The 20,490-nt window shown below is 61.7% G+C and carries 13 protein-coding genes; 11 read left to right on the top strand and 2 right to left on the bottom strand.

Features of this window, described 5'->3' with window-relative positions; translation table 11 throughout:
• Positions 1 to 21: 21 nt before the first annotated feature.
• A complete protein-coding gene (locus tag AC2FMN_RS00820; protein WP_496685407.1) occupies positions 22 to 1,284 on the top strand; it encodes a substrate-binding periplasmic protein in 1,263 nt (420 codons plus the stop codon).
• A gap of 45 nt (positions 1,285 to 1,329) precedes the next feature.
• Complete coding sequence (locus AC2FMN_RS00815; protein WP_496685405.1) at positions 1,330 to 2,436, top strand: peptidoglycan-binding protein LysM; 1,107 nt, start codon at positions 1,330 to 1,332, stop codon at positions 2,434 to 2,436.
• A gap of 390 nt (positions 2,437 to 2,826) precedes the next feature.
• Here AC2FMN_RS00815 and AC2FMN_RS00810 read toward each other — a convergent pair whose 3' ends face one another.
• Entirely contained in the window at positions 2,827 to 5,040 is a 2,214-nt protein-coding gene (locus AC2FMN_RS00810) for an NADP-dependent isocitrate dehydrogenase (protein ID WP_496685403.1), read from the bottom strand.
• Positions 5,041 to 5,337: 297 nt separating this feature from the next.
• On the opposite strand from AC2FMN_RS00810, the gene AC2FMN_RS00805 reads away from it, so the two are divergent.
• On the top strand, positions 5,338 to 7,644 hold the full coding sequence (locus tag AC2FMN_RS00805) for a Tex family protein (protein ID WP_496685400.1): 2,307 nt from the start codon (positions 5,338 to 5,340) through the stop codon (positions 7,642 to 7,644).
• A 22-nt stretch (positions 7,645 to 7,666) separates the two neighbouring features.
• Here AC2FMN_RS00805 and AC2FMN_RS00800 read toward each other — a convergent pair whose 3' ends face one another.
• Complete coding sequence (locus AC2FMN_RS00800) at positions 7,667 to 8,941, bottom strand: replication initiation protein (RefSeq protein ID WP_496685397.1); 1,275 nt, start codon at positions 8,939 to 8,941, stop codon at positions 7,667 to 7,669.
• A 583-nt stretch (positions 8,942 to 9,524) separates the two neighbouring features.
• Between AC2FMN_RS00800 and AC2FMN_RS00795 the strand changes: the two genes are divergently transcribed.
• From AC2FMN_RS00795 to AC2FMN_RS00760, 8 genes are all read left to right on the top strand, one after another.
• Complete coding sequence (locus tag AC2FMN_RS00795; RefSeq protein WP_496683622.1) at positions 9,525 to 10,910, top strand: AAA family ATPase; 1,386 nt, start codon at positions 9,525 to 9,527, stop codon at positions 10,908 to 10,910.
• Positions 10,903 to 11,970, top strand: a complete 1,068-nt coding sequence (locus AC2FMN_RS00790) for a ParB/RepB/Spo0J family partition protein (protein ID WP_496685396.1) — start codon at positions 10,903 to 10,905, stop codon at positions 11,968 to 11,970. The genes AC2FMN_RS00795 and AC2FMN_RS00790 overlap by 8 nt, the downstream gene beginning before the upstream one ends.
• Before the next feature lie 317 nt (positions 11,971 to 12,287).
• Positions 12,288 to 12,446, top strand: coding sequence for a hypothetical protein (locus AC2FMN_RS00785; protein WP_496685394.1), 159 nt, complete (start codon positions 12,288 to 12,290; stop codon positions 12,444 to 12,446).
• A 23-nt stretch (positions 12,447 to 12,469) separates the two neighbouring features.
• Positions 12,470 to 12,613 carry a hypothetical protein gene (locus tag AC2FMN_RS00780; RefSeq protein ID WP_496685393.1) on the top strand — a complete coding sequence of 48 codons (144 nt, stop codon included), beginning with the start codon at positions 12,470 to 12,472 and terminating at the stop codon, positions 12,611 to 12,613.
• A gap of 367 nt (positions 12,614 to 12,980) precedes the next feature.
• Positions 12,981 to 15,554 (top strand): hypothetical protein, encoded by a 2,574-nt coding sequence (locus tag AC2FMN_RS00775; RefSeq protein WP_496685391.1) that lies wholly within the window; start codon positions 12,981 to 12,983, stop codon positions 15,552 to 15,554.
• A gap of 110 nt (positions 15,555 to 15,664) precedes the next feature.
• The gene (locus tag AC2FMN_RS00770) at positions 15,665 to 17,437 is read left to right on the top strand and encodes an adenylate/guanylate cyclase domain-containing protein (protein ID WP_496685389.1); all 1,773 of its coding nucleotides are present in this window, start codon (positions 15,665 to 15,667) and stop codon (positions 17,435 to 17,437) included.
• A gap of 165 nt (positions 17,438 to 17,602) precedes the next feature.
• Positions 17,603 to 19,093 carry a phosphatase PAP2 family protein gene (locus tag AC2FMN_RS00765; protein WP_496685386.1) on the top strand — a complete coding sequence of 497 codons (1,491 nt, stop codon included), beginning with the start codon at positions 17,603 to 17,605 and terminating at the stop codon, positions 19,091 to 19,093.
• A 52-nt stretch (positions 19,094 to 19,145) separates the two neighbouring features.
• Positions 19,146 to 20,483 carry a hypothetical protein gene (locus tag AC2FMN_RS00760; protein WP_496685385.1) on the top strand — a complete coding sequence of 446 codons (1,338 nt, stop codon included), beginning with the start codon at positions 19,146 to 19,148 and terminating at the stop codon, positions 20,481 to 20,483.
• The last annotated feature ends 7 nt before the right edge of the window (positions 20,484 to 20,490 follow it).

Below are 20,490 nucleotides of genomic sequence, written 5' to 3'. Positions count from 1 at the left end.
AAGAGCAACCCAACAGGACCCATGAAAAAGACATTCCTCATATCCAGCCTGGCCCTTGCGGCAGCCGCAGGAGCAGCCTCGGCGCAAGAGGCCTGCTCGGACTACGAGATCCAGCGCGGCGACAGCCTGCGGGCACTGGCGATCGAAGTCTATGCAACCGAAGACTTCCGCATCATCTATGACGCCAACCGCGAGGTGATCGGCTCGAATCCGAACATCATCCGCGTGGGTGACATTCTCAAGATGCCCTGTCTCGAAGATGTCGGCCGGGCCGCACCCCAGCCCGAGACCGAGGCCGAGCGCATGGCCGCCGAGATGGCCGCCGAACTGGTCAAGGCCGCCGAAGAGCGCGCTGCCAAGGCCATCGCCGAGGCCGAGGCCCGCGTCGCCGCCGCTGAGGCCGAAGCCAAAAAGGCCAGCGAAGAGGCGGTGATTGCCGCCAAGACGGCCGCGAAACAAGAAATTGAAGCCGCCCGCGCCGAGGCTGCCGCGCTGATCCGCGACGCCGGCACGGCCGAGCGCCCGGCCATCCGCGACCGTCAGCTGCTGCTGATCACCGGCGGCAACTATGCGCCCTTCACCGACGAGTCCCTGCCCTATCGCGGGCTATACACGCATCTGGTCGAAACCGCCTTCCTGCGAGCCGCGCCTGAACAGGCCTACAAGATCCAGTTCGTGAACGACTGGTCTTCGCATCTCGACCTGCTGATGCCGACCCTCGCCTTCGACGCCACCTTCCCCTGGTCGCGCCCCAACTGCGACGAGGCCGAAGCCCTGTCGGAAAGCGACAGGAACCGGTGCGAGACCTACAACTTCTCGAACCCGTTCTACGAGGTGGTGGACACGTTCTTTGCCAAGGATGGCTCTGGCTACGAGACCACGCTCAGCTATGCCGATTTCGCGGGCGCAACGATCTGCCGTCCTGAAGGATGGTCAACGACCCACATGGATGCGGTGGGCCTGTATGAACCCGCGATCACCCTGATGCGCCCGGTCGACCCAGATGACTGTTTCCGCGCCGCCATGGACGGAAGCGCCGATATCGTAGCTATCGAGGCGCACCTGGCCACCGATGCGATCAAGCGGCTGGGCTACGAGCATCAGCTCGTTGAGAACCCCAACCTTGCGGCGATCAAACCGCTCAATGTCATGACCCACAAGGACAACCCGGATGGGGAAGCGATCCTTGAGACTCTGAATCAGGGTCTGGCGATCATGCAGCAATCGGGCGAATGGCGCGACATCGTGTCCGAGGCCCTGCGGTACCAAATGGAAAACGGATAAGGCCCCGAAAAGGCCTGATAAAACAAAAGTCTGGAGGAAGTGGACATGTTTGAAATCAACCTGAAGAAACTGGTGGTTGCGGCCACTGCTATCACCGCCCTGAGCGCCAGCGCAGCCGCAGCTCAGGAAGCCTGCTCGAACTATACGGTTCAGGATGGCGACACGCTGGCAACCATCTCGATCGCGGCCTACGGCACGTCGAACTACCAGCCGATCTTCAACGCAAACCGCAACATCATCTCGAATCCCTCGAACCTTGAGCCGGGCGTCGTGCTGGCCCTGCCCTGTGAGGACGGCAGCCTGCCCAACGGCCTGAGCGCACAGGACCTGATCGCCGCCGAGGAAGCCCGCAACGCGAACAACAAGGCGTCGAACGTCTATGAACCCCCCGTCAAGATTCTTGCCGGCGGCAACTATGCACCCTTCTCTGACGAGAGCTTGTCGGGTGGTGGCATTCTGGTGCGTCTGGCCTCGACCGCGCTCAGCCGTGGCGGCAACAGTCGCGAGCATTCGGTAAGCTTCGTGAACGATTGGGGTTCGCACTTGGACACGCTGCTGCCGCTGGGCGCGTTCGACGTAGGTCTTGGCTGGTACATCCCGGACTGCTCGAACCGCAGCTATGAATGGTCGGCGGAGACAACCCGTCGCTGCAACGAGTTCGACTCGACCGTCAGCGTGTATGACGTGGTTATCGGTTTCTACACCCTGCCCGACAGCAAATACGCCGAGGCCCGTTCTTTCGAAGACTTCAAAGGCGCGCGGCTGTGCCGGATGGATGCCTGGTTCACCCACGACCTCGAAGAACAGGGCGTTTTCGAGCCGAACATCACAATGGTCCGCCCGATCAGCGCCGCTGAGTGCCTGGACGCCGTTCTGACCGGTACCGCCGACGTTGCATCCTTCGAGGTTCAGCTGGCGGCGGATGCCATGAGCGAAATGGGCCTGACACCTAAGGACATCGTGGAAAACCCCTTCGTGAACACCATTGCCAGCCAGCGCATCATCGCGCATCGCAGCAACCCGTTCGGCAAACAATACATCGCGATGCTGAACAAGGGCCTGAATGAAATGCGCGAGTCGGGCGAATGGTACGCCATCGTTTCGGACACGCTGCGTGAGCACAACGAAGAGATGAACGCCGCGTCGAACTGATCCCTCGGTTGCGCGAAAATCTTGGGGCCGGTCTTGCGACCGGCCCTCTTTTTTTGTCGGCGCCCGTCACAGGCCATATCGACAAGAAAAACGGCCAGCACCCCAAATGCTGGCCGTTTTCTGAGTGAGTGGTGCGGCCCCGACGGGCCTCACCGGTATTTGTCCGAGGTTGTTTTCAGGATAGCCCCGCGCAGTGCGGCTGAATATTGGGGGAATCCCGTAGAATCTCGGTCAATTCAACCAAAATAAATTGGAATACTCCGCCAGACTGCTGGACTGGCGCGTTTGCCCCGACGCATTTGTGTGCGCAATTGATGGCGTTTACCCACGACGCCGTCGGTCAGGCGTCAGGGTCGCAGGCCCGCGCGATGGCGCGGGCCTGTTCGTTTCTCAGCCGATGATGGCGTTCAGCGTGGCGCTGGGGCGCATCACCGCCGCAACCTTGGCCCGGTCGGGGTGATAGTACCCGCCCAGATCCACCGGTTTACCCTGCACGGCAGCCAATTCGGCCAGGATCTGCGGCTCTTTCTCGGCCAGTTCCTTGGCGATCGGTGCAAACGTCGCGGCCAGGTCGGCATCGTCGGACTGCGCGGCAAGCGCCTCGGCCCAATAGCGGGCAAACCAATAGTGGCTGTCGCGGTTGTCCGGCTCGCCAACCTTGCGGCTGGGTGAGCGGTCATGGTCCAAGATACCTTGCGTCGCGGCCTCGGCCGCAGCGCCCAAAACGGCGGCCTTGGCGTTGCCGCGGCTGTCGGCCAGGAAATTCAGCGATTCACCCAGTGCGCAGAATTCGCCCATCGAGTCCCAGCGCAGGTGGTTTTCCTCAACCAGCTGCTGCACGTGCTTGGGGGCCGAGCCGCCCGCACCGGTTTCGAACAGGCCGCCACCATTCATCAGCTTGACGATCGACAGCATCTTGGCCGAGGTGCCCAGTTCGAGGATCGGGAACAGATCGGTCAGATAGTCGCGCAGCACGTTGCCGGTGATGGCGATGCTGTCCTTGCCGGCGGTGATGGTTTCCAGCGTCTTGCGGGTCGCCTCGCGCGGGGCCAGAATCAGGAACTTGTCGGCCACGCCCGCAGCTTCCAGCGCCGGCTTGACGTATTTGATCAGTTCAGCGTCATGGGCGCGGTTCGCATCCAGCCAGAAAATCGCCTCGGAGCCGGTTAGGCGCTGACGATCCATCGCCAGCTGGATCCAGTTCTCGATCGGGGCCTTCTTGGCGGTGCAGGCGCGCCAGATGTCGCCCTGTTCGACCTCATGCGAATGCAGGACCTCGCCATTGGCCAGAACGATGCGGATCGTGCCGTCCGCAGGCGCTTCGAAGGTGGTCGGGTGGCTGCCGTATTCTTCGGCCTTCTGCGCCATCAGGCCCACATTGGCGACCGAACCGGCGGTGGCCGGGTTCAGCGCGCCGTTTGCTTTGAAGAACTTGATGGTTTCGTCATAGACCGGCGCATAGCAGCGGTCGGGGATCACGCAGTTGGTGTCGCCCTTCTTGCCGCTCTCGTCCCAGCCCTTGCCGCCTGCGCGGATCACGGCGGGCATCGAGGCGTCGATGATCACGTCCGACGGAACATGCAGGTTGGTGATGCCTTTGTCACTGTCCACCATGTACATCGAGGGACGGTCGGCCTTGACCGCTTCGATCGCGGCCATGATCTCGGCATCGTCCTTGACACGGTTTAGCAAGTCCCCCAGCCCCGAGTTCGGGTTGACGCCCAGCTGTGCCATGCGGTCACCGAATTTCTCGAACACCGGCGCCAGCCACGACTTGACCGCATAGCCAAAGATGATCGGGTCGCTGACCTTCATCATCGTCGCCTTCATGTGCAGCGAGAACATGGTGCCGTCTTTCTTGGTGTCCTCGATCGCGGCATCCAGGAACTCCGACAGCGCCTTGACCGACATGAAGGTAGCATCCGCAACGGTGCCTTCCTCCAGCGTCCAGCCGTCTTTCAGAACGGTCACGCCGCCATCCTTGCCCACGAATTCGATCCGCGCATCACCGGCTTGATCGGCGGTGATGGTGGCCGATTTCTCGTTGCCGTAGAAATCGTTGCCCGGCATCGACGACACCTTTGTTTTGCTGTCGGCCGTCCATTCGCCCATCGAATGCGGATGCTGCTGCGCATAGCGCTTGACCGCCTTGGCGGCGCGGCGGTCGCTGTTGCCCTCGCGCAGAACCGGGTTCACGGCCGAGCCTTTGATCACGTCATAGCGGGCGCGGATCTCTTTCTCAGCGTCGGTCTTGGGATCCTCCGGGTAGTTCGGGATGTCATAGCCCTGCCCCTGCAGTTCCTTGATGGCAGCGACCAGCTGCGGAACCGAGGCTGAAATGTTCGGCAGCTTGATCACGTTGGCCTCGGGGGTTTTCACCAGCTCGCCCAGGGCAGCCAGATCGTCGGGCTGACGCTGTTCTTCGGTCAGGTTTTCGGGGAAGGCCGCGATGATGCGCCCGGCCAGCGAAATGTCCTTGGTGCCGACGCTGACGCCAGCAGCCGACGCGAATTTACGGATGATGGGCAGGAACGAGGCACTGGCCAGCTCCGGCGCTTCGTCTACGATGGTATACAATATGTCGAAGTTCGATTTTTCTGCCATGTTCCCTTACCTTTTTTAAGCCTTTCAGGGGCGTGCGATCCGAGAGTTGTGCCGCGTGCAGCGCGGAGTGCGAGGAGCGTGAATGCTGTTCCGCTCCAGGGTGACTCTGATTTGACAGGGCTTCCCTTAAATCACCCGGGCCGTGGGATCAATCGCATACGAACGCGCATTTTGACCCAGTTTGCGCAAAACCGCGCATATGCCCGTATTTTCAGCCCGCCGACGATACGCGACGCCTTTCCCTTGGCGCGGGCGCTGGCTAAGACGGTCCTCCAACCCGAGATCAAGGAGGCCCCGTTGGACCGCATCGCCCGTACCATCGCCACGGAAATCAATGCCCGCCCCGAACAGGTGGACGCGGCGGTCAAGCTGCTGGACGAAGGCGCCACCGTACCCTTCGTGGCGCGCTACCGCAAAGAGGTGACGGGCGGACTGGACGACGGCCAGCTCCGCACCCTGTCTGACCGGCTGGCCTATCTGCGCGAGCTCGAGGCGCGGCGCGAAACGATCCTGAACTCGATCAAGGATCAGGACAAGCTGACCGACGATCTGGCCAAATCCATCGCCCGCGCCGAGACCAAGGCGCAGCTGGAAGACATCTACCTGCCCTACAAACCCAAGCGTCGCACCAAGGCGATGATCGCGCGGGAAAACGGGCTGGAGCCGCTGGCCGACGCGATCCTGGCCGACCGCAGCGCCGACCCCGAGGCGCTGGCCCAGGCCTATGTGACCGAGGCCGTGCCCACCACCAAGGATGCGCTGAACGGCGCGCGCGACATCATCACCGAGCGTCTGACCGAAAACGCGGCCCTTCTGGGCGAGCTGCGCACTTTCATGCAGGCCGAGTCGCTGCTGACCTCGAAGGTGATCGAGGGCAAGGAACAGGACGGCGCCAAGTTCAGCGACTATTTCGACCATGCCGAGCCTTGGGCCAAGGTGCCCTCGCACCGGGCGTTGGCGATGCTGCGCGCATCGAAAGAGGGGATCGTGACGCTGGACATCGGCCCCGACCCCGAAACCGGCGCTGCCCGGGCCGAGGCGATCGTAGCCGCCCATCTGCAGACGCGCGGTGACGGGCCAGGCGATGTGTGGCTGCGCAAGGTCGCGGGCTGGACCTGGCGGGTAAAGCTGTCACTGTCGATGATGGTCGAGCTGATGGCCGATCTGCGAAGCCGCGCGCAGGAGGAGGCCATTCAGGTTTTTGCACGCAATCTCAAGGACTTGCTGTTTGCCGCCCCGGCGGGCCCCCGCCCCACCCTGGGGCTGGACCCGGGCATCCGCACCGGCGTCAAGGCCGCGGTGGTGGACGCGACGGGCAAGCTGGTGGCGACCGACACGCTGTATCCGTTCCAACCCAAGAACGATTTGCGCGGCGCACAGGCCACCATCCTGAACCTGATCGCCACCCACAGGGTCGAACTGATCGCTATTGGCAACGGAACAGCCAGCCGCGAGACCGAGCGGCTGGTGGCCGACACGCTGAAACTGCTGCCCAAAGGGGTGCGGGCCCCCACCAAGGTCGTGGTGTCCGAGGCCGGAGCCTCGGTCTATTCCGCCTCGGAACTGGCGGCGCGCGAGTTTCCCGATCTGGACGTCTCGCTGCGCGGCGCGGTGTCGATCGCCCGCCGCCTGCAGGACCCGCTGGCCGAGTTGGTCAAGATCGAACCCAAAAGCATCGGCGTCGGCCAGTATCAACACGACGTAGATCAACACCGGCTGAGCCAGTCACTGGAAGCGGTGATCGAGGATGTGGTGAACGCTGTTGGCGTCGATCTGAACACCGCTTCGGCGCCGCTGCTGGCCCATGTCTCGGGCCTGGGCCCCGGTCTGGCCGAAGCCATCGTGGCGCATCGCGACCTCAATGGGGCGTTCCGGTCGCGGCAGGATCTGCTGAAGGTCGCGCGCCTCGGCCCCCGCGCTTTTGAACAGTGCGCGGGCTTCCTCCGCATCCGCGACGGGGACGAGCCGCTGGACGCCTCGGCCGTCCACCCCGAGGCCTACGACGTGGCCCGCCGCATCGTGCAGGCCTGCGGCCGCGACATCCGTCAGATCATGGGCCATGACGGTGCGCTGCGTGGTCTGCGCGCCGAACAGTTCGTGGATGACCGGTTCGGCCTGCCCACGGTGCGCGACATCTTTGCCGAGCTGGAAAAACCCGGTCGCGACCCGCGCCCCAGCTTCGTGACCGCCAGTTTTAAAGAGGGCGTCGAGGAGATCACCGACCTCAAACCCGGCATGGTTCTGGAAGGCACAGTTACCAATGTCGCTGCCTTTGGCGCCTTCGTAGATATCGGTGTGCATCAGGACGGCCTGATACATGTCAGCCAGCTGGCCGACCGCTTCGTCAAGGACCCGCACGAGGTGGTCAAGGCCGGTCAGGTCGTACGCGTCCGTGTGGTCGAAGTTGACGTGCCGCGCAAGCGGATCGGGCTGAGCATGCGCAAGGATGGCGGAGCTTCTGCCCGGCAGGATCGCGCCCCAAAAGGGCATAACGCACGAGGAAAGAATTCAGGCGCTCAGAAATCACAACGCGCAAAAAATACACAAAATGCGCAGCACGGCGCGCTTGGGGATGCTTTGCAAAATGCTCTCAAAAACCGATAACCTCCCTTGCCCTGCCTGAGCATCAGGCGGGCGTTTCCGTCTGGAACGCATCGGGCTCCAACTCTTCCCAAAAAGCAAAGATGGCGTTGGCGTTCAAACCCGACCGCCAGCCGTGCTGCCGGAAGTGTTCGCGGTCCAACTCGTCCGACAGGGTCGACATGAACAGGCGCTTGTCCGCATCCCGCTGGGTTGGGTTTCGCCGCGAAACCAGTTCTTCGACGATGGCCAGTTTGCGGGCCCGTTCGGCACGTTCCGCCGCCCGCGCGGCATAGGCCTGATCCTCGCGCGCCTTCTCTTCTTCTCGCTGCCTGGCCGCGGCCAGCGCCTCGGGACTGGGTGGCGCCGGGGTCTCTTTCACTGGGGCCTTGTAATCTTCCTTGAGAGCGGCCGAAAGGTAGCCCACAGTGGATTTCACATCCCCCTGCCCTTTCACATAGTCCAGCTTCTGCTGAACGTATTCCTCACCGTGCTCGGAAATCCACTGCCGTGCCAGCCTGTCCGAGACCCCCTGTTTGCGCAGGGTCTTGTAGACGGGAAGATTGCGCACGCCATCGCTGTCGTCGATCTCGAACATCGCTTTCTGGGGGTTGCGCTGGATCAGGAACCTTATGTCAGTGACGCTGCGGCCCTTCTTTCGGAACTCTGGCTCGATCAGGATATCCGAGCTTTTGTTCACCTCAGAAACGGCAGGCTTGATGATCTTGGCGTTCAGATGCTTGAAACTGGTGTAGTAGTCGCTGCCGTCCACCCCCATCAGCTTACGGAATACCTCGAGCGTCCACCAGCCCGTCGAGCCAGTCCGTACGAAGCGATAGCAGTTTTCATACAAGGCCAACCCGTGACCCGAACTGAAATTGCGCTGAATGTGCACGTTGATCAGCGCATAGATCTTGGGATCATACAGCTTTTGCGCCAAAGCCGGGGAATAAGCATATTCGCACACCCCGTTTTTGAGTTTGGCAAAGCTCAGCAACGACGACACGCCCCATTCCTGGCGCCCCTGCTCATCCAACATGTCCCACTCGGCCACGGTTTCGGCCAAAGCGCGAAGGCTGGCACGCAACGTGTCAAAGTCGTTCGAATTGTATCCGACCATCATCGCCAGGGTCCGGGCGTCGATCGTGTGGGTCTGTGCAGTGGTCAGCGTGTCATAGGCATTGAGCAGAAGAACATTGGACAGCTTTCGCTGCAACAAGGTGAGCTTGCCGCTGATGTGGATCGCGGCAACATTTTTTTTCACCGTTTCCCGTCGCAGCGCGCCCGAGAGGTGATCCATGTCCAATTCTGTATCCGGCATGATTCTGCCTGGCTGCTCGTTTGCAGATTCTGTTGCACGAAAGGTACCCGGCAATCAACCTATTTTGGGTCCCCATATACGGGAGGACTACCATCCCGCAGACAGGTACCTTTCCGAATCGCCCCCTTGAGTTATCCACAGCGAACCCGCTTAGTCACACCACACCCGGCGTTCCGAAGCCATCCTTACGCTGATTACCAGCACGTTCCGAAGTCTAAACTGCTCGATTTAGTGTCTTACCGGGAATCGGTACCATTCCAACCGGATTCCGGGACCTTACATCCCGTATTTGGGTCCCCTTGATCCTGAACACTGGTCCATTCCGTCCTGAAAATGGGCACCCAACAACCCCTAGATTATTGTTTTAAATGGCAAAACTGATGGCTAAAGAATCTAAAACCCTTAAAAGAATCAAACTCTTTGTTGCCTGTTTTCTGATTATTTCTTTTGGTTTCGCGACGAAACACCCGGATCATGCCAAATCTTGTGGAAAAATCTGTTTAACAGGATAGCGCAGGAAGAAAATGTTCGGTACATTTTGCGATATACGCCGCAAAGGCGAACATTTATCGAGGCACCGACAGTGAGCAAAACCAACCAACCTTCTCTGCCACCTTATTTCAACCTGGACCCGGCCAAGGCGGCGTCAAAGCTGCCTGATCCTATCGGGACATCCCGATTCGCGAAAGCAGCGGCGTTTTGCGCGAAAGGACGCGAAGATCTGGCAAGACGTGGCTATGCTCCGGATGGCGAAAAGCGGCTGCGCCGATTCTCGATCTGGGAAATCACGAAATACCTGATTCCGGTTGCTCCGGCCCATCTGCGCCGTGTGCTCAAGGCCAATCCGGATCTCCCTCAGGGCGAAGGAGAGGCCGGGTCGAAGTGGTTTACGCTCGAAGAAGTCCTGGCGCTGCGCCACTATTTCGCCGCAGAGGGTGTCAGCACCAAGGAGTACCTGCCGTACAGGCCCAAGGGGCTGCCCGCCAAAGTCGTGGCAGTGGCGAATTTCAAGGGCGGCGTTGGAAAAACATCGACTGCGGCACATCTGGCAATGTCGGCCGCCTTGGACGGGTACAAAGTACTCGTGATCGACCTGGACAGCCAGGGGTCGATGACGTCGATCCTCGGCGGTCGCGTCGCCGATGAGTGGCAAACGGTGTTTCCGTTGATCGCCAAGGACTATGCTCGGGCCGTTCAGGAAGAAAACCGCGTGCGCGCGGCGGCCGGTCAACCTGAAATTCCTCTGGACGAAACGCTTCAGGAAGCTCTGACGACCCTGCCCCGAGACGTGATCCAGAAAACGCATTGGCCCAATATCGACCTGATCGGCGCGCAGTTGAATCTGTATTGGGCTGAATTCCAGATCCCGGTCTGGCGCATGGGGCTGCGCAGTTGGCCCTTGTGGGATGGTCTGACAAACTTCCTGCAGGATGAAGGTGTGTTGAACGATTATGACATCGTTTTCCTCGATACGCCTCCTGCACTTGGGTACCTTACGATCAACGCTCTGGCTGCGGCGGATATTCTGCTGGTGCCGCTGGGAGCTTCGTTTCTGGAATTTGATTCCACAGGCCGGTTTTTCGACATGCTCTATACGACCTTTGCCAGCATCGAGGACGGTGAAAACGCGGCCCAACGGGCGGCGGGATTGCCCGAGCTCAAATTCGAATGGGATGTTGTCCGCGCGATCATCACGCGGTTCGATGCCAGCCAGCAGACCGACATGGCGAACGTGATCCAGGCCTATTTTGGTGACTTCATGAATGCCTATCGGCAGGATTACACTGCTCTGGTCGGGCAGGCCGGTGAGCAGGTGAACGGGATCTATGAGGCGGACTACCGGGATTTCAACCGAGACACATACGTGCGCGGCCGAGAAACTTTCGACCGGACCTACGCGGAGTTCAAGGAAGTTCTGATCGGCTGCTGGTGGCGCGACGCGCAGATGGGAGGAGAGGCAGATGGCTAAACGCAGAAGACTGACGGCACCAGACGCGGCTGAGTTGGAGCAACTCGAGGCGGGTTTCGCCACGAAACCCTCGATCGGCCCGTTTGAAACCAAATCGGTTGTGCCTCCAATCGCACAAGTCGCGGCCGAAGCCGCCACATTGAATGGAATGGCCGCCGTGACCGATCGCGAAGCTTTGGCCCGCGACCAGGGTGATGCGGCCCGTTGGCGCGATGCGCAGGATGCGGGGCTGGTGGCCCAAAAGCTGCCGATTGACGAGATCGACGCGGACTATATCCGTCGCGACCGGATGGTTGAGGACGAAGAAGCGATGGCCGAGTTGCTGGAGTCGTTGCGAGTCAACGGTTTGCGCACGCCGATCGAGGTGACGCCGACGGCCGACGGTTACGGGCTGATCTCGGGTTATCGGCGCCTGGACGCTTTTCGCCGTCTCGCCAGAACGGATCCTGCATTCGCGCAGATTCCCGCCTTTGTCCGCCAGGCCGGGGCAGGGCAGGGGGCGTATGTCTCGATGGTCGAGGAAAACGAGCTGCGCGCCAATCTCAGCCCCTACGAACGTGGACGCATTGCGGTTCTGGCGGCAGGGCAGGGGGTATTCCCTTCGACCGAAGCCGCAGTGGACGCCTTGTTTGCGGCGGCGTCCAAGGCGAAACGGTCAAAGGTGCGCAGCTTTGCGATGGTACACGAGGCTTTGGGCGACCTGTTGCGGTACCCGGTATCCCTGTCGGAAAAGGCGGGGCTGCGATTGGCTGCAGCCCTGCGGGAGGGCGCTCAAGCCAAACTGCGCGCAGCATTGGCCGGAGCGGACGCGCCCGATGCCAAGAGCGAGTGGGCTTTGATCGAGGCTGCGCTGAAAGAGGCTCCCGAGCCGTCGCGTGAAAAGGCTCGAGGCGGACGTCCAAAGCAGGTTCAACGCATTCCGCCGCAACCGTTGCCCGGAGGAGGCGACATCCGTGCCGAAGTCGCGGCGGGTGAATTACGAATCCGCCTGCGGCGGCAAGATTTGTCGGCCGAAGACGCCCAGGACCTTCTGGATGCGATCGCCGCACATCTAGGCTAGTTTCGCCACGAAACACCTGCCTGGCCGGTCGAAACAAGATGGGCCGGGCGGATCCCGTAAATGGGTACTTTAAGCAAAAATGCGTAACTCGTGCCTTGCGCGCATTTTGGTCAAATAATGCGCGTTATTTTGACTGCGTCTTTGTCTGCCAGCGCTTTTAGGTTCGGTCCTGTTTTCTAGCCGGCGGCACGTCTGGAGGCTCTGTTTTTGGACGGTGGTTAAGCATCGTTGAAATTGGACGTGAGTTTGGCCCGCCAGTCCGGCGAATTGCTGAAAGGTGTGGAGCGTCCTGAGACCTGTTCGCCAATGCCCGGCTGTTGAACGAGTTGAAGGTCAAGCTCTTGGAGCGGATGCCGGGGGCGAAGTTGGCGATGTACATTGGCTACGAGGAAGGCAACGACGCCTCGGCCGGGCAGGCCAGTCGCTGGAATGGCAGGTCGACCAAGTTGGCGAAGGGCTGGGAGACAGGTCGCTGACCGATACCGATGGCGAAAAGGTTATGCATGCGCTGGCCGACCTGACCATCGCTATGCGACGAGACATTCTTCAAGAGGTCGGCCTGACGGGACAGGCCGATGCACTCGGCGCCATCCGGCGAAACTCAAGGCGGATGGAACCGCTCGACGATCTCGATTCCATCTAGCGACAGTTTCTTCCGAACCACTGATTGGCGCGCTGCTTTTGGCGGCCTGTGCCCCGGCGCGGCCAAACGGCTGGCGCCGCTTTCCGTCAAAACTGTCAAGAACGGCCTTTTTAATGTACCATGCGGTTAATCCGCGTTTAGTACATTTCATTTTCTCATTTCCGGAAGGACCGGAACCATGCCTTGGAAAACCCCCAAATGGCCCAACGTCCCTTACAGCCAACCTAACTGGCCCGAAACATGGTTGCGGTTCGAACAGGAATACTCGAACGCCCATCAGCCATCGCGTTTGGTATCTCATCCCGGTGTCCCTTATGTTGCGACGCAAACCTTGAATTCTCGTCCCACGGAAGCAGAGTTGGGACAGGTGGGGTTGGACTACCTGAAGAAGCTCCACGATTTCCTGTTGGCTCGGGGGCACACGCCGGTCTATTTGAAATACGCCGTGGACAGCCTGTCCGGCAAATTCGTTAATGCCTTCAAGTGGTTGCCGTTGTGGCCCAAATTCGGAACGCCCATTGGTTCTTCGCCCGTGCCGCGTCTGGCTTCGTGGAACCTGTCGCGGGCTGCGGATCACGATGTACCGGCATCGGTCATCATGGTCGCGGCCGAAGTCTATGGCGGTGACAACCAGATTTCCCCACAAGCCGGGATCCGCGTCCCTATGACGGTCGAGGCCGACGGAAACACCTATACCGTGCGGATCCGGTCAGCGACGGTCGAGTTTCCGGCAGGAGAAGATGCCTTTTTGACCGACCTTGCCGCGCGGGCCGGTCCTTCTTCCGGGCCCGGCATGCTTCTCGCGGTGTCCGCGGCTTTGGAGCGGTTGTACAAGGACGATGACGTCGCGTCTGAGATCGCCAACAAGGCCGGGGTTACGCAAGAGTCGGTGACAATCAACGACATCCAGTTCCACCCGCAGGACCTCAAGAACTGGCGGACCTCACCCTGGGAGTTCACTATTCAGGCGACGGCCCACAATGCCAATCCGACCCGCGTCCCAAGCCCGTTGGGCTATGCGGTGTACGGGATTTTTCGCTTCGACAGGATCGGAGAGCCGACGCCCGGCGGCGTGGCCAAACAATCCGACCCGGTTCTGGTCTCTGTCGAGCGGACGCCGCTGGTGACCCACGCTGCCCCGCAAGGCAACGCGTTCGTATTCGCCCAGACCCCTCCGGGCTGGGCCGCGCCTGACGGTGAGGCGTATGATTGGTCAGAGCGCAGACCAACCCGTGATGACGGTGTTCTGGACAGGTTCCGCAGCTTGTTCCAACTGGATCCATCAGCGCATGTTGACCTAAAAAGCGACGGTTTTCGCGTTTGCGTCTGCCCCGGATACGCGCCCGAGGACGCCGGTTTGCCGCCCCTGACCACCAAGACGGTCCACCTGCCGAACGGTCACGATCTGCAGCCGCGCCGGGACACGTTCAGCGCGGTCAGCGCCTATTTCAACTGTTTCCGCCTGTTCCGCCTGATGAAGCGGTTCGGGCTGCCGCCGCATTTGTTCAATGTCCGGGCCCAGCCCGAGATGCTGGTCTTCTACCGTTACGGCATCTCGCCCGGACCGGGCAAGAGCGGCCGCACGGTGAACGCGCAGGTAAAGCTGGATTGCAAAACGCAGGGCAAGCCGGTGATCCACATGAACCTTGCGCTGGCCGAGCTGACGAAATGGGACAGGCCCGACCCTCCAGGCTGGGCGCAACCCTTAAGCATCGCGACCAGCGGACGGTGGATCGGGCATGAATTCGGGCATTATCTGCTGGCGGCCCGGTTGGGTCAGCTGGAATTCGATTTTGCCCACAGCGCCGGCGATGCCATCGCCGCCATCATGTCCGACCCGGGCTCTGCCCTGGCATCCCCCCCCGGAAACGGAGTCGCCGCCAGTTTCCGCGGCATCACCTATCCGTTCGTCTTTGCGACTCGCCGCCATGACCGCATCGCGGAAATGGGCTGGGCCTGGTACGGCTCTTTGAACCGATCCGTGATCGAAAACCCTGCGGCGGATCCGTGCGACACCAAGGGTTATCTGACTGAACAGATCCTGTCGACGACCCTATTCCGCCTGTACCGCGCGCTGGGGGGCGACACGGTTCAGGCGGATGGCCGAGCCGACATCTATCAGCGTCGACGGGCGGCGCGCATGGCGCTGTTCCTGCTGTTCCGGGCAACGGCCGGTTTTGCACAACCACCGTCGCGGGCCGAGATGCTCGAACTGGGCCTGGAAGAGGCCGGGTGGATGACCCTGCCGCCGCTGCCGCTGGGGCCTCCGGGCAGCACGCCCGACCCGTGGCAGGGTGGCACGGCGCACAAGGTTGTGCGTTGGGCCTTCGAGGCGCAGGGCATGTTCCCGCCCGATCCGGAACAGATGCACAATGCGCCCGGCGATCCGCCGCCCGAGGACATCTATGTTTCGGACCGCCGCCCGCTAACCGAGGACACCCTGGCCGGCCCGGTTCAGTATGGGCCGGGCGCCTATGTGCCGGTCTCATTGGACTGGCGGGCCGATGCCCAGTGGTTGTCGGACCCCGCCAACCTGCGGGTCGGCAATCGGGGCACCGCGCAGGCCCAGAATGTCGGGCTGCGGGTCTGGGTCGGATCGGTTCCCGTCGGGCCGGATCCGTGGGACCTGCTGGCCCCGATCACCTGGAACGCCGCGGCCATCGACTTGCCCTTGGGCAATCTGGCCGCGGGTGGCTCCATCGACCTGTTGTCGCTGCCGCAGGTCCAGAACCTTGTGACCGTCACGGCGGTCGCGGCAGGGACGCTCGGTCTCATCCTGTTCGAGGTCACCTGCCCGAACGATCGAGCCAACACCGATCCTCTGGCGCAGTTGCCGCCCAAAGCCGAGGACTCGGGCGCCGGACTGCCCGGCACTCCGCGGGCGCTGGCCGATCTGGTGGCCAATGACAACAATCTGGGCCTTGTGGTTGTCCGGCCATAGCCGGAGCTCAATTTAGCGTAGATTTAAACAATATTAAGTCTGGAATGTTTGCCAACGTGGCGTTGGGCCATTAGACTAAAAACGTAACCAGTGGGGGCGGTGGTTTCGCAATGTCCAAAATCAGCGCGAAATCCCTTGATGTGTCCAACCTGCGTCTGGCGGCTTTTGCCTTCGCTGATGTCGAAGGCTATACGCGCCATATGGAGGCCGACAGCATCAAGGCCGCCAGAGACTGGGGCAGGTTGCGCGAAGACGTTCTGCTGAACCGGATTTCGGACTATGGCGGGCGGCTGGTCTCGCACTCCGGCGATGCCATCTTGGTTGAGTTCAACAGCGCCACCAATGCGGTTCGGTGGGCCCTGGACAAACAGCACCAGGTTCGGAACCGGCCGGTTGATGAAACCCCCATGCATGTCCGAATCGGCATCAATCTGGACGAGGTCGTCGATGACGGGCGGTCTCTGCAATCCGACGGCGTCGTCATTGCGTCCCGCATTCAGGATCTGGCCGCGGGCGGCGACGTGGTGCTGACCCAGCAAGTGCGCGACATCGTGCGCAACCGGATCTCGGTTCGGTTCCACGAGATCGGGGCGCCGATCCTGAAGAATATCGAACGCCCGGTGCGGGTGTTCATCGCCCAGCGGAGTTCCGAGGCGCGCGCGATCCTGCGGCCACACGCGCAATGGGAGGCGCGCCCGTCGCTGGCCGTCCTGCCGTTTCGCGACCTGCAAGGCCGTGACGAAGACAGGTATTTCGGCGAGGGCATGACCGAGGACATCATCACCGGAGTGTCACGCAGCCGCGCGATCTTCGTGGTTGCACGCACCTCGACCCTGCAGATGTCGAAGGAATCCGTGCCCTCGCGCGAGGTGGCCGCGGCGCTGGGGGTCAAATACCTGTTGACCGGATCGATCCGGCGCAACGGAAACCTGCTGCGCATCCATGCCGAGCTGGTGGACGTGGTGCGCAACCGGGCCGTCTGGGCCGACAATTTCGATGGCGACGCCTCGGACATCTTCACCTTTCAAGACCGCATCGTGTCCAGCATCGTCGCCACGGTCGAACCCAGCGTTCAGCGGGCCGAGGCGGCAAATCTGGTCACCCGCCCGACCGAAAGCCTCGATGCCTATGACTGCGTGTTGCGGGGCCTGCCCGAACTCTACCGGTTCCAGGGCCAGAGCTATGAGACGGCCATGTCCCTGTTCCGGCGGGCGGTCGAACTGGACCCGGGCTATGCGCAGGCGCATTCCTATCTGGCCTGGTGCCTAAATTTCTGGATCGCCGAGGGCAAAAGCCCGAATGTCGAGCGCGATAGCGCCGCCGCCGTGTTCCATGCCCGCAAGGGTGTCGAGCTGGACCCCGAGGACGCGCTGAACCTGTCGATCCGCGGCCATATCCTCAGCCTGCTGGAACGCCGCCCGCACGAGGCGATAGACATCATGGATCAGGCGCTGTCGCTCAATCCCAACCTGCCGCTGGCCTGGGGGATCAGCGCGACGGCGCATGCCTATCTGGGCAACGGCGCCATCGCGCGCGAGCACATGCTGAACGTCTGGCGGCTGACCCCGTTCGGGCCGCTGAATTTCTTTTTCTGGACGGCGGCGGGGCTGGCCGAGTTCGTGGATGGCAATTACCCCGAAGCGATCCGTGCCCTGCAACGCGCGCGCCGCACCAGGCCGCGATTCATGGCGGCGCTGCGCATTCTGGCGGCTTCCTACGCGCTGGACGGGCAGATAGAACAGGCCCGCGTGACCGCCGAAAAGCTTCTCGAGAAAGATCCAGGTTTTTCAATTTCGCGTTTTATGGCATGGTATCCCCTGAAGACCCCGGACACGAGGGAACGGCTGGTGCTTGGTCTGAGCACTGCAGGTCTGCCGAACTGACGCGTTTCACCGCCGCTGCGCGCCTTGTGGCCGCAGTGACCCGCACGCAGGCACATGCGGCAATGGCGAAACCGCCGGAACTCATAATGATCTCGAGCATATTTCGATGAAAAGGCGGCGCTGGCGTCTTTTTGAACAAGGTCCATTTCAAACGAGGACATTGACATGACGGATTTCGGAACAAACGCCTCGGCTCGATCGTCCGGGCTTGGCACTGGAAGTCAGGGGCTGGGTCTGGGTCTCGGCGCATCGCGCGGATTGGGGCTTGGACTGGGCCTTGGCAACGGTTTGGGTCTCGGTAACGGTCTGGGACTGGGATTGGGCCTCGGCAATGGTCTTGGGTTGGGGAATGGGCTTGGACTGGGCCTCGGCAATGGCCTTGGATTGGGGAATGGCCTTGGATTGGGGAATGGCCTTGGATTGGGGCTTGGCCTCGGTCTCGGCAACGGACTGGGGCTGGGCAATGGTTTGGGCCTGGGCAACGGGCTGGGGCTTGGAACAGACCCGGTCATTCCCGTCGGCGCGGATGGCGGCATCGGTCTGGTCCGCAGCTATTATGCGACCCCGATCGAGCTGGCGTTACTGCCTTGGGCGCTTAATTTCACGCCCGACAACGCGGGCGTGTCGCCGTTCCCGCTCGAATATGTGATCAATCCCTATCAGGCAGACCCGGCCGGCATCGACTATCCCAAGGTTCTGGAATGGACCACGCAGGACTGGGATCCAGCCCTGCGGTTCTGGGCGCTTCCCTTCGATGAACACCTGACCGAGTGGTTGCGCGCCGCCGACCGCAGCGAACCGGCAACCCTGGCGGCGCTGGAATTCGCCGGCCAATGGCGGGAATGGCTGCCACGGCCCGGGTTCGATCCGGTGGGTCCGTATCTGGAAGCGGGTGACCTTGAATGGCGCTATGTCGTGGATGTCAACAAGACCGTGGCGCAGAACCAAACGGATGCCTCGGACGCCTTCCGTTTCATTCAGGGCGAGCTGGAAACCCTAAAGATCTACATGGAGGACGACCGCAGCAGCTATCTGGTGGAATCCGATGTTCAGGCCGACGGTCTGCCCAACTACATCATCCATTTCATCGGTGCCAATTCCTTCGATCACCCTTACACCTTGAAGCTGATCGACGCGGGGCTGGCCTTGGGCAACGTGGCCTACATGTCGTACAAGGCCTATTACAAACGGGTGCGGCCCTCGGTGCTGCGGCCGGGGCTGACAGTTCCGTTCGGCCCGCCTGCGCATCCGGCGTTTCCGTCCGGCCATTCCTTCCTGGCGCATCTGATCGCGCTGCTGCTGCTGGAAATCCCCGGGCTGTATCAGCGGTTCGGTGTGTCGCGCGATGGCGCGCCATCGGGTGGCGGGCTGTTGCAAAAGCCGGTGTCGGCCGACTTGGCCGGGACGGCGCCGATCAAGTCGCCCTTGTTGCAGATCGCCCACCGCATCGCGGTCAACCGCGAGCGCATCGGCGTGCACTACCCGACGGATTCGCAGGCCAGCCGGCACCTGGCCGCAGGTCTTTGGACCCGGATGCTGAAGCCCAGAAACCAGGTCTCGAACGCCGGAGGGCCGGATTACCGCATTCATTGCCCGACGCTTCTGGCGTTGATCGAAAACGCCAAGACCGAGTGGCCGACCCCCTGGCCCGGCTGATCTGCGGGCAGGCGCAAACCACGTGTGACGATTATTAACGAGGATTCAGTTCATGAAGATTTCACTTATTTTTCACAGATTTGGGCGCCTGGCTGGCGCGGTCTTGCTGATGGGTCAACTTGGGGCGCAGCCTGTTTTTGCGCAGGTTCTGTCGTCCGGCGAAGGGCGTGCCAGCAGCGTCGATCTGGTCGAGGCGGCCCGGACCCTGTCGATGCAGGACGCCTATGCGCGGGCTTTGTTCCTGTATGTCCGGTCCAACCCGGCGGTGATGAACGATCAGCAATTCTATGTCGGACTCGTGTCCTATCTGGTATCGACACAGATCGGGCAAGACTGCCGGAAGGCCTTTGCCAACGAGTTCGAACGCCGGGACTACTATACCCGTGCCTTTCAGGTTCAACCGCAGGTGCAACAGATCATCGCCGGCAAGACCATCCCGCAGCGCTTCGAGGTGAGCTACCGCGTGACGACAAACGAATACGATTTCCAAGCCAGCTCTTTGCCGTTCGGGAACATACGCAGCATCGGCCAGCGGCTCGATCGCATGATCGGTTCGGACAACGCCCAAAGCTGCGCCCACCAGATGTTGCAGGGAACCAACGTCGATGTCCGGGCCTTTCCCTGGCACTTTACGGTCATCGACGAATCCGGCCAATCGCAGGCACCGCAATTTCCTTTCGTCCAGTCCTTGCAACTCAGCCCCGCCGATGCCCGCACCTTGTTCCAGCAATTCGGCCGGCAGCTCTATTCGATCGTGGCCTATCAGGTGCTGGCGGCCTCTGACGGCTCGCACAGGGTGCAGGTGATCCCAACCGATGCCCAGCTTTTCGGGTTGTCGGACACCGCCGTTGTGCGGGTCCAGACCTATGCGCATCCCACGCTCAGCCAGCCGAACTATCTGGATATCGCCAGCCAGCTGACGGTACGGACCGAGCGGCCCCCGCAGCAGCAAGGATATAACGCTTATTCCTACGTTCCGCATCTGGATGTCACGGTGACGCTGCAGCAGGACGGTTTCCGTGCGGTGGCCACGGGCGTCGCGCAGAGCCCGGGAACCGGGGTCACTGCGGGTGGGACCCGGACGATTACCGGGTCGGCTGCGGTTGGGGCGTCGAGCTTCATCATGCGCATGTCCGCGCCGCAGTTGACCGGGCAGGTGCAGGGCCTGCCGGATGTACCCGGAGCGCAGCGTTTCCTGACGGTGTTTGGTGAAATCGATTTCAACAATGTCACCACCAGCAGCGCCCCCATCCTGGGCCAGGCGATGGTGCTGCAGGTTTCGGCCGACGGAACGCTGTCGGAAACGCAGCCTTTCCCGATAACCGGAGAATTCACGCCGCTTCAGGCTTCGGCTCAGGCCGAGCCGGAAACGCCGTCGGCCAGCGAGTGAGCCGGCA

The sequence above is a fragment of the Ruegeria sp. BHSC037 genome (assembly GCF_059613045.1).
The sequence above is the reverse complement of the archived record's forward strand: the minus strand, read 5'-3'. Positions and strand labels throughout refer to the sequence as shown.

Excerpts from the sequence above, each read along its gene's own strand:
- AC2FMN_RS00820 (WP_496685407.1), top strand. The coding sequence starts at position 22 with ATGAAAAAGACATTCCTCATATCCAGCCTGGCCCTTGCGGCAGCCGCA.
- AC2FMN_RS00815 (WP_496685405.1), top strand. The coding sequence starts at position 1,330 with ATGTTTGAAATCAACCTGAAGAAACTGGTGGTTGCGGCCACTGCTATC.
- AC2FMN_RS00810 (WP_496685403.1), bottom strand. The coding sequence starts at position 5,040 with ATGGCAGAAAAATCGAACTTCGACATATTGTATACCATCGTAGACGAA.
- AC2FMN_RS00800 (WP_496685397.1), bottom strand. The coding sequence starts at position 8,941 with ATGCCGGATACAGAATTGGACATGGATCACCTCTCGGGCGCGCTGCGA.
- AC2FMN_RS00790 (WP_496685396.1), top strand. The coding sequence starts at position 10,903 with ATGGCTAAACGCAGAAGACTGACGGCACCAGACGCGGCTGAGTTGGAG.
- AC2FMN_RS00780 (WP_496685393.1), top strand. The coding sequence starts at position 12,470 with ATGCATGCGCTGGCCGACCTGACCATCGCTATGCGACGAGACATTCTT.
- AC2FMN_RS00770 (WP_496685389.1), top strand. The coding sequence starts at position 15,665 with ATGTCCAAAATCAGCGCGAAATCCCTTGATGTGTCCAACCTGCGTCTG.
- AC2FMN_RS00765 (WP_496685386.1), top strand. The coding sequence starts at position 17,603 with ATGACGGATTTCGGAACAAACGCCTCGGCTCGATCGTCCGGGCTTGGC.
- AC2FMN_RS00760 (WP_496685385.1), top strand. The coding sequence starts at position 19,146 with ATGAAGATTTCACTTATTTTTCACAGATTTGGGCGCCTGGCTGGCGCG.